The organism is Curtobacterium sp. SP.BCo, assembly GCF_051903265.1.
In the GTDB taxonomy this organism is placed as follows: Bacteria; Actinomycetota; Actinomycetes; order Actinomycetales; family Microbacteriaceae; genus Curtobacterium.
In genome coordinates this window covers 845,815-859,742 of record NZ_CP194337.1, presented here as the reverse complement: position 1 = coordinate 859,742, position 13,928 = coordinate 845,815, and the positions used below count along the sequence as shown (strand labels likewise).

The window sequence follows — 13,928 nt, the reverse complement described above, 5'->3', positions numbered from 1 at the left end:
TGCCGGTCCGGCTGACGACCGGGGAGGGATCAGGCCCGCTCGACGATCTCCTGCATCGCCGCCGCCGCGGTCGTCGCGTCCCCCGCGGCGATCGCCCGCGCGACCGCGACGTGCAGTCCCACGTCGTGCAGGTCCGGGCGGATGCCGGCGCGCTCGTCGAGCGCCCGGTCGACGACGCCGCCGAGTCGGCGGAACACCGCGTTCCCCGACGACGCGATGACCAGACGGTGCAGCTCGCGATCCGCCTGGAGGAACGCGGCAGCGTCACCGGGACCGGTCGCGGCGGCGAGACGGTCGGCGGCGGCGAGCAGCGCCTCCAGTCGGTCCCGGCAGGACCCGTCGGACGCGCGCTCTGCCGCGGCGGCCGCTGCCGCGGGTTCGATCGCGCGCCGCAGCGCGCGCAGTTCGGCGAGCGCCCGTCCGCGGTCCGGACCGGCGAGGCGCCACCCGACGACGCGCGGGTCGGTGACGTCCCACGCGTCGGACGGCGCCGCCGTGACGCCGACCCGGCGCCGCGCCGACAGCAGCCCGAGACCGACGAGGACCCGGACGGCCTCGCGCACGATGCTGCGACTGGCCCCGGTGCGGTCCACGAACTCGTCGATGCTCGCCACGTGCCCGGCCGGCATCGCGCCGTCGACGACGGCGCCGCCGAGCTCGTCGAGCACCCGGTCGAAGGTGCTGGTCACCGCTGCGACACCGGACTGACGACGAGTTCGTCGATCCGAACGTGTGCCGGGGACCCGAGCACGAAGGACACCGCACGGGCGATGTCCGTCGGTTGGAGCATCACGGCGCGGGCGGCGTCGTCGGGCACCGAGGGCCGCTGGTCGAGGAAGTCCGTCGCGACGTCACCGGGGCAGAGATGGGTGGCGCGGACCCCGTGCGGCGCCTCCTGCTGGTTGAGGGTCCGGACGACGGACCCGAGCGCCGTCTTGCTCGCCGAGTAGGCGACGCCGGCCCCGGGCTGGAATGACCACCCAGCGTAGGAGGAGACCACGACGACCACGCCGCCGGCCGCACGGAGGGCGGGGAGCGCCGCGTCGACGACCGTGACGACGGCGGTCAGGTTCGTGTCGACGATCGCCCGGAAACTCCCGACGGACTGGTCGCCCCACCGGCGTCGCGGGTCGTTCAGCCCGGCGGCGAGCACGAGTCCGTCGAGCCGTCCGTGTCGCCGCAGCACCGTGTCGAGCGCGGAGGCCACGGCGTCCGGGTCGGCCGCGTCGAGGGGCAGGACGTCAGCCGTGCCGCCATCGGCGCGGATCGCTGCGGCGACGCCGTCGAGCCGGTCGGTGCGACGTCCGCTGAGCACCACGGTCCAGCCGTCCGCCGCAGCAGCTCGGGCGGTCGCGGCACCCATGCCACTGCCGCCGCCGGTGATCCACAGCACTCGCTCGTCGGTCATGCTGGAATGGTATGCCTATTGCGGGTCACCGAGGACCCGCACACGAACGGGAGCACTGATGCACCTCGACCTCACCGACCGCGTCGTCATCGTCACCGGGGCCGCGCGCGGCATCGGGCACCGCATCGCCACGCGGTTCGCCGACGAGGGCGCCCGGGTCGTCGCCCTCGATCTCGCGTTCGAGCCGGACTTCCCGCTGGACCACGTGGTCTGCAACGTCGCCGACCCCGGTTCCGTCCGCGCCGCGGTGGCCACCGTCGTCGACCGTCACGGCGCCGTCGACGTGCTCGTGAACAACGCCGGCATCAACGTCGAGGGCACGGTCGCCGAGCTCGGGTGGGACGCCTGGCGACGCTGCATGGACGTCAACCTCGGCGGGACGTTCCTCATGAGCCAGGCCGTGGCGCCCGTGATGCAGGCCGCCGGGCGGGGTCGGATCATCAACGCGGCGTCGTTCGCGGCGATCGTGCCGAGCGTCGGCAGCGCTGCGTACGCGGCCTCGAAGTCAGCGGTCGTCGCCTTCACCCGCGTCCTGGCGTCGGAGCTCGGACCGTGGGACATCACCGTGAACGCGTACGCACCGGGCATGGTCCCGACCGCGATGAACGGCTTCGCGACGATGCCGACCGAGTCGCAGGACCGACTGCTCGACACACTGTCGCTCCGTCGTTGGGAGACGCCGGACGACGTCGCGGACCTGCTCGTCTTCGTGGCGAGCGACGCCGCCGGGCACATCACCGGCACGTTGCTCGACGTGTCCGGCGGCAAGCTGGCGACGCAGATCCCGTCCCGGGCGCACGGGCGCTGACGACCCGGTGCGGGCCGCGTCGGCGCGGCATCTGCGCCGGCAGCGTCAGCGCAGCATCCGCACCAGCAGTTCGCGCAGTGCCCGACGGTCGGCCGACGGCAGGCGGGTGGTGAGCGGCAGCAGGGCTTCCCGCATCGCCGCCTCGAGCGACCGCGCCACCCGGAGTCCGGCGTCGGTGATGACGACGTCGACCGCGCGGGCGTCCTCGGCGTTCGGCTCGCGTGCGAGGAGCCCCTTGGCCGACGCCCGCGCGACGAGGCCGGTCATCGTCGACCGTTCCAGCCCGAGGTGGTCGGCCAGGTCCCCGATGCGGAGTCGTCGGTCGCGCAGGATCGCGAGCACCCGGAGCTGCGTCAGGGAGACCCCGGCGTCGGCTGCGATGCCGGTCAACGCCCCCATCGTCCGGAACGCCGTCTCGCCGAGGGCATCGACGAGCAGCTCGTCCTCGGTCATCTCGTCCATGCACCCAGCCTACTTGACGAGTTTCGTGTTGCGAACTAATTTGATTCGTAACACGAATCATCAGGAGGACACCATGCACGCAGCAGTCGTCACGACCTTCGGCCACGCCCCGACCTGGCAGGAGTTCGGTGAACCGACCCCGACCGACGGCGAGGTCGTCGTCGAGGTCGTCGCCGCCGGCCTCCACCCCCGCGTCCGGTCGCAGGCCGACGGATCGCACTACACGAGCGAGGGCGCACTCCCCCTCGTCCCCGGCGTCGACGGCGTCGGGCGGTTCCCGGACGGGTCGCTCCGGTACTTCGCCGTCGGCAGCGACACCCGCGGGAGCATGGCCGACCGCGTCGCCGTCGACCCGCGGGCGAGCGTGGTCCTGCCCGACGGCGCCGACCCGGTCAGCGTCGCGGCCGGCGCCAACCCGGTCATGTCCTCCTGGGTCGCGCTGCGACACCGGATCGCGTTCGCACCCGGCAGCCGCGTGCTCGTCCTCGGCGCGACCGGGGCGTCCGGCACCGCGGCGGTGCAGGTCGCGAAGCACCTCGGCGCCGCCCACGTCGTCGCGAGCGGCCGCGACGCCGCGCGGCTCGACGCGCTCACCGGACTCGGTGCCGACGTCGTCGTCCCGCTCGCCGACGTCGACGCGGTCGCCGCCGCGGCCGCCGACGTGGACGTCGTCGTCGACTACGTCTGGGGCCGGCCGGCGGCGGACGTCGTGCGCGCGCTCGTCACGGCCCGCCCCGACCGTGGCCGTCGGCTCGACTGGGTGGCGATCGGCTCGACGGCGGGCCAGGAGGCACCGATCCCCTCCGCCGCCCTCCGCGCGTCCGGCCTCACCATCGTGGGAAGCGGTCAGGGTTCCGTCGGTCGGGCGGCGTTCGTCGCCGAGCTGCCGGGGATCGTCGCCGCGATCGCGGACGGGACCGTCCACGTCGACGCGACCGCGGTGCCGTTGGCCGACGTCGAGTCGGCGTGGGCCGGACAAGCGGCCGGGGCCGCGGGCAGAGTGGTCTTGACAGCCTGACCCTCGCGCGGGCTCCCTGTCCGCCTACTCAGGTTCTCCACATCGGCCTCTCCGTAGGCTGTGAGGGCCCAGTGAGCCGGACTGCAGCCCGACCCCGAGGAGGTGCCCGATGGTCACCGTCCTCGTCGCGTTCGCGATCGTCGCCCTGATCGTCCCCGCCCTGACCCCCGTCCTCGGCCGCCGCGTGTTCTCCGTCGCGGCTCTCGCACCGGCGGCGGCCGCGGTCCTCACCGTGGCGCAGACCGGGACGGCCCTGGACGGCGGGGTCACCGAACGGTTCGGGTGGATCCCGCAGCTCGACCTTGCGATCGCCCTGCGGATGGACGCCCTGTCGTGGGTGCTCGCGCTCGTGGTGTCCGTGGTCGGTGCCCTCGTGCTCGTCTACTGCGCGTCGTACTTCGGTCGCGACGAACCCGGCCTCGGTCGGTTCGCCGGCGTCCTCACCGCGTTCGCCGGCTCGATGTACGGCCTGGTGGTCGCCGACGACGTCATCGTGCTGTTCGTGCTCTGGGAGGCCACCACGGTCTTCTCGTACCTGCTCATCGGCCACGACTCCGTGAAGCGCGCCAGCCGTGCCGCCGCGATGCAGGCCCTCGTGGTCACCACGGCCGGCGGACTCGCCATGCTCGCCGGGCTGGTGGTGCTCTCGGTCACCGCGGGCACGACCTCGCTCTCCGGGATCATCGCCGACCCGCCGTCGGGCACGATCGTCTCCGTCTCGGTGGTCCTCGTGCTGCTCGGCGCGCTCACGAAGTCCGCGATCGTCCCGTTCCACTTCTGGCTCCCCGCCGCGATGGCCGCGCCCACCCCGGTCAGCGCGTACCTGCACGCCGCGGCCATGGTGAAGGCCGGCATCTACCTCGTCGCCCGCCTCGCCCCCGCGTTCGCGCTGCTCGAGGGGTGGCGGGAGACCATCACCCTGCTCGGTGTCGCCGGCATGCTCATCGGCGGGTACCGGGCGCTCCGGCAGACGGACGTCAAGCTGCTGCTCGCGTACGGCACGGTCGCCCAGCTCGGGTTCCTCGTGCTCGCCGCCGGCTGGGGTGCGCCGGCGGTCGCCCTCGGCGGTGTCGCACTGCTGGTGGCGCACGCGGCGTTCAAGTCCACGCTCTTCCTGGTCGTCGGGGCGATCGACCACGTGACCGGCACCCGTGACCTCGCGAAGCTGAGCGGGCTCGGCCGTCGCATGCCGTGGCTCGCGACGATCGCGGTCCTCGCCCTGCTGTCGATGGCGGGCATCCCGCCGACGATCGGCTTCGTCGCGAAGGAGGCCGTGCTCACCGGGTTCACCGAGTCGCTGCACGGGCCGGACGCCGGGTGGGCCTGGTTCGCCCTCGTCGGCGTGACCGTCGGATCGGTGCTCACGGTGGCGTACTCCCTCCGCTTCCTCTGGGGGGCGTTCGCCCGCAAGCCCGGGGTCCCCGACACCGAGGCGCACGGGCTGCACGGGCTCGGCGTGGTGCCGTCGATCCTGGCGCTGACCGGGCTCGCGCTCGGCATCGCGACACCGCTCGTCGCGCACGGCATCGAGCCCGCGGCGCACGCGGCCGCCCTCCCCGGCGAGGTCCCGCACCTCGCGCTCTGGCACGGTCTCGAGCCGGCGCTCGGCCTCTCCGCGATCACGCTCGTCGGCGGCCTCGCCCTGTTCGCCCTCCGTCGCCCGGTCGAGGCCCTGCAGCACCGGCTCGCCGGGTTCCCGAGCGCGTCGAGCACCTACCGGCACGTGATGCGCGGGCTCGACCGTGGCGCGACCGGACTGACCGCGGCGGTGCAGCGTGGTTCGCTCCCCTACTACCTGACGGTGATCCTGTCGGTCTTCGTCGCCGGGGCGCTCGTCAACCTCGTCGTCGGCGGCCCGTGGGCGTTCCACGTGCGCTTCGCCGACTCGTGGGGCCAGATCCCCGTGGTCATCGTGATGTCCGTCGCCGCGATCGCGGTCCTCACCGCCAAGACGCGGTTCGCGGCCGCGGTCCTGGTCGGGGTGACCGGGTACGGCATGTCCGTGCTGTTCGTCCTGCACGGTGCGGTCGACCTCGCGCTCACGCAGATGGTCGTCGAGACCGTGACCCTCATCGCGTTCGTGCTCGTCCTGCGCCGGCTCCCTCCGCGGATCGCCACGACCAACCCGTCGCGCTTCCGGATCGTCCGGGCGCTGTTCGCCGGGCTCGCGGGGCTGACCTTGGCGATCGTCGTGCTCGTCGCCGCCTCGGCCCGGACCGCCGAGCCGCTCTGGCCGGACCTGCCGGCGCTGACGAGCTCGTTCGGGCACGGCCTCAACGTGGTGAACGTGGCGCTCGTCGACCTCCGCGGCTGGGACACCCTCGGCGAGCTGACCGTCGTGGTCGCCGCGGCCACCGGCGTCGCGAGCCTGATCTTCGTCAACTCGCGGGAGGACACGCTCCCCCGCCTGCGCGACCTGCCGTCCACCGTGACCGCCGACAAGCACCGCCCGGACGGCGAGCCCCGCGCCTGGCTGCCGACGAGCGCCGCGATCCCGACCGGGCGCTCGGCCCTGCTCGACGTCGTGGTCCGGCTGCTGTTCCACGGCCTCATCGTGCTGTCGGTGTACCTGCTGTTCGCCGGGCACAACGCCGCGGGCGGCGGGTTCGCCGGTGGTCTCGTCGCGGGCATCGCCCTCGCCGCGCGGTACCTCGCCGGCGGCCCGGCCGAACTCGGTGCGGCGGCCCCGGTCCGTGCCGGACGGCTGCTCGGACTCGGCGTCGCGACCGCGGCGATCACCGCACTCGTGCCGATGTTCTTCGGCAAGGACGCGCTCTACTCCGAGTTCTTCGAGGCGACCGTGCCGGTGCTCGGTCACGTGGAGTTCGTCACCGCCACGTTCTTCGACATCGGTGTGTACCTCGTGGTCGTCGGCCTCGTGCTCGACGTCCTCCGCAGCCTCGGTGCCGAGGTCGACCGGCAGCGCCTGGCCGACGCCTCGACCCCCGTGCAGGACATGACCGAAGCCCCCACCCCGGAAGGGAGTGCCGCATGACCGTCACCCTGGTCCTCGTCATCGCGATGGCGGTGCTGTTCTCCTGCGGCGTGTACCTGCTGCTCGAACGCTCGCTGACACGGATGCTGCTCGGCTTCCTGCTGCTCGGCAACGCCCTGAACCTGCTGCTGCTCACGATGTCCGGCGCCGCCGGCAACCCGCCGATCGGCAAGTCGTCCGAGGGCATCACGGACCCGCTGCCGCAGGCGTTCGCCCTCACCGCCATCGTGATCACCTTCGCGGTGAGCGCGTTCCTGCTCGCCCTCATCCACCGCTCCTGGAAGCTCTCCCGCGCCGACGAGGTCGAGGTCGACGAGGCCGACGTCGCGATCGGCCGCGAACGTGACGAACCCGCCGACGAGGACCCGGAGACCACCACCGACGCCGAACAGGAGGCGACCCGATGACCTGGCTCGTGCCGCTCCTCGTCCTCGTCCCGCTGCTCGGCGCCGCGGTCGCGCTCGGACTCCTCAACCACCAGAAGCTCCAGCGGGCGATCACCGTCGTGGTGCTCGTCGTCGCCCTGGCCGTCGCCGCGACGCTCATGGTGCTCGTCGACCACCACGGCACGATCGTCGTGCAGGTCGGCGGGTGGGAGGCCCCGTACGGCATCTCGCTCGTGGTCGACCGGCTGAGCGCCCTGCTCCTCACCGTGAGCGCGAGCGTGCTCCTCATCGTGCTGCTCTTCTCCATCGGGCAGGGACTCGCGGCGGACGACGGCGAGGCACCGGTCACGATCTTCTACCCGACGTACCTCGTGCTCGCCGCGGGCGTGCTCGACTCGTTCATCGCCGGCGACCTGTTCAACCTGTACGTGGCGTTCGAGATGCTCCTGGTGGCGAGCTACGTGCTCATCACCCTCGGCGGCAGCGAGCAACGCGTCCGGGCCGGCACCACGTACATCGTGACGAGCCTGATCGCGTCGGCGATCTTCCTCGCCGCGATCGGCCTCGTCTACGGCGCGACCGGCACGGTGAACATCGCCCAGATCAGCGAGCGGATGGCCGCCCTGCCCGAGCACGTGCAGCTGCTGCTCCACACGATGCTGCTCATCGGGTTCGGCATCAAGGCGGCGGTCTTCCCGCTGGCGTTCTGGCTGCCGGACTCCTACCCGACCGCGCCGGCTCCGGTGACGGCGGTGTTCGCGGGCCTGCTGACGAAGGTCGGCATCTACGCGATCATCCGCCTGGAGACGATCATCTTCCCCAGACCGCAGCTGAACACCGTGCTGTTGATCGTGGCGATCCTGACGATGCTGGTCGGGGTGCTCGGTGCGGTGTCGCAGACCGACGTGAAACGGCTGCTGTCCTTCACGCTGATCAGCCACATCGGCTTCATGGTGATGGGTGTCGGCCTCGGATCGGTCGTGGGCACGGCTGCCGCGGTGTTCTACACGGTGCACCACATCGTCGTGCAGACCACGCTCTTCCTGGTCTCGGGGTTGATGGAGCGCGTCGGGGGGACCACCTCGACGCGGTCCCTCGGTGGCCTGCTCAAGGCGGCGCCGCTGCTGGCCGCGCTCTACCTCGTCCCCGCGTTCAACCTCGGCGGCATCCCGCCGTTCTCCGGCTTCATCGGCAAGCTCGGCCTGTTCCGTGCCGCCGCACTCGACGGCTCACCGCTGGCGTACGTGACCATCGGCGCCGGGGTCGTGACGAGCCTCCTGACCCTGTACGCGCTGATGCGCGTCTGGGACGCCGCCTTCTGGCGGCCGCGTCCCGCGGCCGAGGCCGCCGCACCGCACGCGAGCACGGCCGAACCGCACGCCGCCCTGCGCTCGCCGGAGCCGGCGCCGCTCACCGTCTCCGAGGAGACGGGCAAGGCCTTCCACCCGGGAGGCTCGACGACCGTCACCGACGCGCCGCACGCGAGCAGCGCCTCCAGTCCGCACACCGCACCCACCGAGACGCAGGACGGCGTCGGCGAGGCGCCGGCCCGCGTGCGCCTCCCGCGCATGCTCGTGGGCGTGACCACGGTCGCGGTCCTCGGCTCCGTCGCCCTCACCGTCGTCGCCGGACCGCTCTACGGCTACGCGACCCGTGCAGCGGAGTCGCTGGAGTCACCGACCGGCTACGTACAGGCCGTGCTCGGGGGGACGACACGATGACGGACAGCACCCGGCGCTTCACGAACGCCCGCCGCATCGCCGTCGCCTGGCGGTACGACGTCCCCCTCGTCGCCGGACTCACGGTGCTCTGGGCCCTGCTCTGGGGCTCGTGGACGCCGCTGACCCTGCTCTGCGGGATCGTCGTGGCGCTGCTCGTGACGCAGGCGCTCCCGCTGCCGCCGGTGCCCCTGTCGCCGCGGTTCTCGATCGTGCACTTCCTGCGGTTCCTGGTCGTGTGGTCCGGACTCGTCGTCCTGGCGTCGTTCCGGGTCGCGTGGGTCGCGCTCCGGCCACGCGGGGTGCGCCGGAGCTCGATCACCCTGCTGCAGCTGCACACCACGTCCGAGATGACCTTCACCCTGGCGACGCTCGCGATCTCGCTCGTGCCCGGGTCGTACGTCGCCGACGTCGACCTCCGCCGGCGCCGGCTGCTGCTGCACGTGCTCGACACAGAACGGGTCGAGCAGGTCGACGCGGCACGACGCGAGGCCCTCGGCATCGAGACCATGGTCATCCGGGCCATCGGGTCGAAGCAGGACGTCTCCGAGCTGTCCGAGCCGCTGCCGGCGGTGACCCGGTGAGCGCCGCCGTCGTCGTGATGGGGATCGGCATCGCCCTCGTCCTCGCGCTCCTCGGTGCCTCCCTCGCCCTCGCGGTGTTCCGGATCGTGCGCGGGCCGACCATCCTCGACCGCATGATCGGGTCGGACATGGTCCTCACCACTGCGCTCATCGTCATCGGTGCCGCGATGGTGATCCGACGGGACCTCACCGGGATCCCCGTCCTCGTGGTGATCGCCGCGACGAGCGTGTTCGCCACGATCGCCGTCGCCCGGGCCGTGACCCCGTCGTCCGACCCGTCCGACGAAGGCCTCACGGTCACCACACCGGAGCGCGCCGACGAACAGGAGCCCTCGTGATCGACGTCATCCAGGACTTCATCGACGGCGCCGGCGTCCGCGCGTGGATCGCGCTCGGCCTGCTGCTCGTCGGGGCCGTGCTGTCCCTCGGCGCTGGCGTCGGGATCGTCCGGTTCCCCGACCCGCTGGTCCGGCTGCACGCCATGGCGAAACCGCAGGTCCTCGGGCTGGCGTTCGCCCTCGCCGCCATCGTCGTCGCCGTCTGGACGTGGACGGCGCTCTGGGTGGTGCTGCCGATCATGGTGTTCCAGCTGTTCCTGGTGCCGGTGTCCACGCACATGATCGCCCGGGCGGGCCTGCGGTCGAACGACCACCGGCACGAGGACCTGCTGGTGGACGACACCGAGTGACGATTTAGATTCCTTATCCGACTTTATGAGGATCAAGTAAAGTACCCAAAACCTTGTAACCTCGTCGTGTGGACAGCATCCGGAACCCCTACACGCCGAACGCCGGCGCAACGCCCGAGATCGTGGCCGGGCGCATGGAGCACACCCGAGCGTTCGAGGTTCTCCTCCAACGCCTCCTCCGCGGCCGCACGGAGCAGTCGATGATCATGACCGGTCTCCGTGGCGTGGGCAAGACGGTGCTGCTGAACGAGTTCGCCGACCAGGCCCGCCGGGCTCACTGGGAAGTCGTGGAGTTCGAGGCCAGCAAGCACGACGACGGCCAGTTCCGGCAGACGATGGCCTCACTGCTGCGGTCCGCACTCCTCCAGATGTCTCCCCGGAAGCGATGGAGTGAGCGCGCAAGCCGTGCAGCGGCGGTGCTGACGTCGTTCGGTCTCTCGATGACGTCGGACGGTACGTGGTCGATGTCATGGGACGTCGAACCCGCCGAGGGCCTCGCCGATCACGGAGATCTCTCGATGGACCTCACCGATGTGCTCGTCGCCGTCGGGCAGGCCGCAGAAGAACAAGGCCGAGGCGTCGCGATCCTGGTCGACGAGGTCCAGTTCCTCCGGTCAGCGCAGCTCGAGGCCATCATCCAGGCGCTGCACAAGACCGTGCAACGGAAGCTCCCGATCACGTTCGTCGGTGCTGGACTCCCGCAGATCGCGGAACTCGCCGGCGATGCGAAGTCCTACGCAGAGCGGCTCTTCCGGTTTCCGCAGATCGGTTCACTCGATCCCGACGACGCACGCGAAGCGCTCACCAGGCCCGCGGAGGTCGAGGACGCCACGTTCTCGGATGACGCGGTGTCGCTCGCGTTGGCCATCACGAAGGGCTATCCGTACTTCATCCAGGAACTCGGGTACCAGGCGTGGGAGATCGCAGCAGGTCCGACGATCACCGCGGACGACGTCGATTCGGCCCGCGAGGGGTACCTCGCGAAACTCGACCGATCGTTCTTCCGGGTACGACTCGACCGCGCGACCGTCCTGCAGACGGCGTACCTCCGCGCCATGGCAGAGCTGGGACCGGCACCGCAGAAGGCCGCGGACGTCGCGCGGATCCTCCAGCGCGAGTCGACGCAGCTCGGCCCCACGCGCGCCGAGCTCATCGACATGGGCCTGCTGTACACGCCGGAGCACGGCTACGCAGCGTTCACCGTGCCGGACTTCGACCAGTTCATGCTCCGCGCAGTGCCAGAACTCGTGGTCCCGGAGATCCGTCGTCGGGCTCGTCGAGATCCCGCGTCCTAGACCATGCGGTGCGGGCCCGCACCGCGCCTCCCGTCCGTCAGGTCGTCACGACGGGTCGCGACGCGGCAGCACCAGGTTCACCACGGCGGCGAGCACGACGACGGCCGCGGACGCGGCGGGCATGAGCATGGCGGCCGCAGCACCGTGCTGCTCCGCGATGTCGCCCGTGATCGCGGACGTGAGCGACTGCCCGACGATGACCGCGGACCCGAGGATCGTCATGGTCGTGGCGGAACGGCCGACCGGCGAACGGTCCGACCCGAGGCTGTACTGCGCGACGAGGGTCGGACCGATGCCGACGCCCATCACCGCGAGCACGATGCCGACGGCGAGGACCGAGCCGGCCTGCGAGAACACGACGGCTCCGCCCAGCAGGACGACACCGAACACGAGCCAGCGCCACCCCAGGGCGAACCCGCGCGGGAACGCTGCCGAGCCGAGTGCGAGTCCCGCTGACCCGATGCCCATCAGGCCGTAGAGGAGTCCCGCCTGCGAGGGTTCGCCGTGGGTCTCCATGAAGGCGGTCAACGACGTGAGCGTCGAGCCGAAGAACATGCCGACACCGAGGATGCCGACCACCACGACGACCAGGCGGGGGCGCAGGAGCTGGCGGGCGGGCGCCTGCACGAGCTCCTCGTGGTGGCCGAGCGCCAGCTTGCCGGTCGGGTGCAGGGCGAACGCGGTGACGAACACGAAGGTCAGTGCCGAGGCGCCGGCGACCGCGACCCACGGGGCGATCGCGCTCGCCAGGAGCCCGACCAGGAACGGGCCGATGATGAACACGGTCTCGTCGGCGGCCGACTCGTACGCCATGGTGCCGCTGAGCACCTTGTCGCGTCGCCCGGGCGCCATCCGCTGCCCGATGATCGCGACGAGTCGCGTCCGGGACATCGGGGCGACCTGGGGCGCGGACGCACCGATGCAGAACGCCATCGCCAGCACGGCGAGGTCCGGCGCGGTGCCGGTCACGACGAACGGGAACAGGCCGAGCAGGACGGCGTTGACGAGCCCGACGGGCACGAGCACGTTCCGCTGACCGAACCGGTCGGCGGCGGCACCGACCAGCGGTCCGAAGACGGCGGCGCCGATGCCGACGGACGCCGAGTTGATCCCGCCGAGGGCGACCGAGTCACGAGCGGACACCACGAGGGTGAGGACGCCGACGACCATCATCGCGAACGGGAGCCGGGCGATGAACGCGACCGGGAAGTACCAGCGGCCGGCGTGGGCGACGAGCGAACGATCGTCCGTCGGGACGGAGGCGGCCGGGGTGGAGCCGGGCGGGGTGGAACTGGGCGGGGTGTCACTGGTCTGGAGCATGGGCTGTGCCTTCTCGGCCCGCCCGTGCTGCGGGGGCGGACCCATCGGGTGCCGCCGTTGTCCGCCGGGGGTGCCGACGGCCGGTAGATACACACTGCGTGTTGGTGGAGCTGGGTGGTTCGGAGCACAGGGTAACAGGGGTAACGGTTCGTCACCCGGGCCCCGCACGACGACGGGTCCTCCTATCGTGGCGCGCATGGAACAGCGGCGCATGGGACGCACGGGGGCTCCCGTCAGCGCACTGACCCTCGGCAGCCGCGCACTGGCCACCGTCGCCGAACGGGACGCCGACGACGCCGTGCGGCTCGTGCACGAAGCCCTCGACCGTGGTGTCACCGCGGTCGACGTGTCCGACGCCCACGGTGCCGGTCTCGCCGAGGACGTGCTCGGCGCCGCGCTCGGGGAACACCGCGACGACGTCTTCCTGTCCGTGCGCTTCGGCGACCCGGTCGACCGCGACCCGGCGCACCACGGCAACGGGCGACGCTGGATGTTCCGCGCGGTCGAACGCAGCCTGACCCGCCTCGGTACCGACGTCATCGACCTGTACCAGCCGGCGCACCCGGACCCGGCGACGTCCCTCGACGAGACCCTCGACGCCCTGGCCGACCTGGTGTCGCAGGGCAAGATCCGCGCCTTCGGGATCCCGGGCTTCCCCGCCGAGGAGCTCGTCGAGGCGCAGTGGCTCCGGTCGGGGGGCAAGAGCGTGACCGCCACGCACGCGCCGTACTCGATCCTCACGCGGACCGCCGAGCGCACGGCGTTCCCGGTCGCCCGCCGGTTCGGGCTCGGGGTCCTCGCTGCGGCGCCGCTCGCGGGTGGGTGGCTCGCCGGCGCGTACCGGAACGGCACCGTGCAGCCCCGCACGCCGCGGGTGGTCGAGCAGCCGCACGCCTACGACATCGGCGCGCCGGCGAACCGTCGGAAGCTCGACGTCGCCGACCGACTGGGGCAGCTCGCGGACGAGTCGGGCCTGACGCTGCTCGAGCTCGCGGTCGGCTTCGCGCTGACCCACCCGGACGTGTCCTCGGTGGTGATCGGCCCACGGACCCGTTCGCACGTGGACGCCTACGCGCAGGCGTCCGAGGTGGGACTCGACGACGACGTGCTTGACGCCGTCGACGCGATCGTCGCACCGGGCACGCACGTGCTCGAGGGCGACACGGGTGTCGCACTGCCCGCCCTGAGCCGGGAGCGTCTGCGCGGACGCGTCCTCGCGAGCTGACGGGCATCCCGCCCGCGAGAC

At 72.0% G+C, this 13,928-nt stretch carries 14 protein-coding genes; 10 read left to right on the top strand and 4 right to left on the bottom strand.

Translation table 11 applies throughout. The annotated features are described in order from the left end of the window. Positions 1-29 precede the first annotated feature (29 nt). The gene (locus tag ACRQ4B_RS04190) at positions 30-689 is read right to left on the bottom strand and encodes an FCD domain-containing protein (RefSeq protein WP_439693439.1); all 660 of its coding nucleotides are present in this window, start codon (positions 687-689) and stop codon (positions 30-32) included. Then, positions 686-1,408: an SDR family oxidoreductase gene (locus ACRQ4B_RS04185; protein WP_439693438.1), complete on the bottom strand. Its 723-nt coding sequence runs from the start codon at positions 1,406-1,408 to the stop codon at positions 686-688. The genes ACRQ4B_RS04190 and ACRQ4B_RS04185 overlap by 4 nt, the downstream gene beginning before the upstream one ends. A gap of 58 nt (positions 1,409-1,466) precedes the next feature. Here ACRQ4B_RS04185 and ACRQ4B_RS04180 point away from each other — a divergent pair, with 58 nt between their 5' ends. Beyond that, a complete protein-coding gene (locus tag ACRQ4B_RS04180; protein WP_439693437.1) occupies positions 1,467-2,216 on the top strand; it encodes an SDR family NAD(P)-dependent oxidoreductase in 750 nt (249 codons plus the stop codon). Positions 2,217-2,261: 45 nt separating this feature from the next. Here ACRQ4B_RS04180 and ACRQ4B_RS04175 read toward each other — a convergent pair whose 3' ends face one another. Next, positions 2,262-2,678, bottom strand: a complete 417-nt coding sequence (locus tag ACRQ4B_RS04175; protein WP_439693436.1) for a MarR family winged helix-turn-helix transcriptional regulator — start codon at positions 2,676-2,678, stop codon at positions 2,262-2,264. Between the two features lie 73 nt (positions 2,679-2,751). On the opposite strand from ACRQ4B_RS04175, the gene ACRQ4B_RS04170 reads away from it, so the two are divergent. From ACRQ4B_RS04170 to ACRQ4B_RS04135, 8 genes are all read left to right on the top strand, one after another. Continuing rightward, positions 2,752-3,696, top strand: a complete 945-nt coding sequence (locus tag ACRQ4B_RS04170) for a zinc-binding dehydrogenase (protein ID WP_439693435.1) — start codon at positions 2,752-2,754, stop codon at positions 3,694-3,696. Positions 3,697-3,805: 109 nt separating this feature from the next. Continuing rightward, entirely contained in the window at positions 3,806-6,691 is a 2,886-nt protein-coding gene (locus ACRQ4B_RS04165; RefSeq protein WP_439693434.1) for a Na+/H+ antiporter subunit A, read from the top strand. Then, positions 6,688-7,098, top strand: a complete 411-nt coding sequence (locus ACRQ4B_RS04160) for a Na(+)/H(+) antiporter subunit C (protein ID WP_439693433.1) — start codon at positions 6,688-6,690, stop codon at positions 7,096-7,098. The genes ACRQ4B_RS04165 and ACRQ4B_RS04160 overlap by 4 nt, the downstream gene beginning before the upstream one ends. After that, positions 7,095-8,798, top strand: coding sequence for a Na+/H+ antiporter subunit D (locus ACRQ4B_RS04155; RefSeq protein ID WP_439693432.1), 1,704 nt, complete (start codon positions 7,095-7,097; stop codon positions 8,796-8,798). The genes ACRQ4B_RS04160 and ACRQ4B_RS04155 overlap by 4 nt, the downstream gene beginning before the upstream one ends. Next, entirely contained in the window at positions 8,795-9,379 is a 585-nt protein-coding gene (locus tag ACRQ4B_RS04150; RefSeq protein WP_439693431.1) for a Na+/H+ antiporter subunit E, read from the top strand. The genes ACRQ4B_RS04155 and ACRQ4B_RS04150 overlap by 4 nt, the downstream gene beginning before the upstream one ends. Next, positions 9,376-9,717: a monovalent cation/H+ antiporter complex subunit F gene (locus ACRQ4B_RS04145; RefSeq protein WP_439693430.1), complete on the top strand. Its 342-nt coding sequence runs from the start codon at positions 9,376-9,378 to the stop codon at positions 9,715-9,717. The genes ACRQ4B_RS04150 and ACRQ4B_RS04145 overlap by 4 nt, the downstream gene beginning before the upstream one ends. Next, the gene (gene mnhG / locus ACRQ4B_RS04140; protein WP_439693429.1) at positions 9,714-10,067 is read left to right on the top strand and encodes a monovalent cation/H(+) antiporter subunit G; all 354 of its coding nucleotides are present in this window, start codon (positions 9,714-9,716) and stop codon (positions 10,065-10,067) included. Before ACRQ4B_RS04145 ends, mnhG begins: the two co-directional genes overlap by 4 nt. Before the next feature lie 68 nt (positions 10,068-10,135). Further along, the gene (locus tag ACRQ4B_RS04135; RefSeq protein ID WP_439693428.1) at positions 10,136-11,362 is read left to right on the top strand and encodes an ATP-binding protein; all 1,227 of its coding nucleotides are present in this window, start codon (positions 10,136-10,138) and stop codon (positions 11,360-11,362) included. A 45-nt stretch (positions 11,363-11,407) separates the two neighbouring features. On the opposite strand, the gene ACRQ4B_RS04130 is transcribed toward ACRQ4B_RS04135, so the two are convergent. Next, positions 11,408-12,682: an MFS transporter gene (locus tag ACRQ4B_RS04130; RefSeq protein ID WP_439693427.1), complete on the bottom strand. Its 1,275-nt coding sequence runs from the start codon at positions 12,680-12,682 to the stop codon at positions 11,408-11,410. Positions 12,683-12,878: 196 nt separating this feature from the next. On the opposite strand from ACRQ4B_RS04130, the gene ACRQ4B_RS04125 reads away from it, so the two are divergent. Then, positions 12,879-13,907 carry an aldo/keto reductase gene (locus ACRQ4B_RS04125; protein WP_439693426.1) on the top strand — a complete coding sequence of 343 codons (1,029 nt, stop codon included), beginning with the start codon at positions 12,879-12,881 and terminating at the stop codon, positions 13,905-13,907. Positions 13,908-13,928 lie beyond the last annotated feature (21 nt).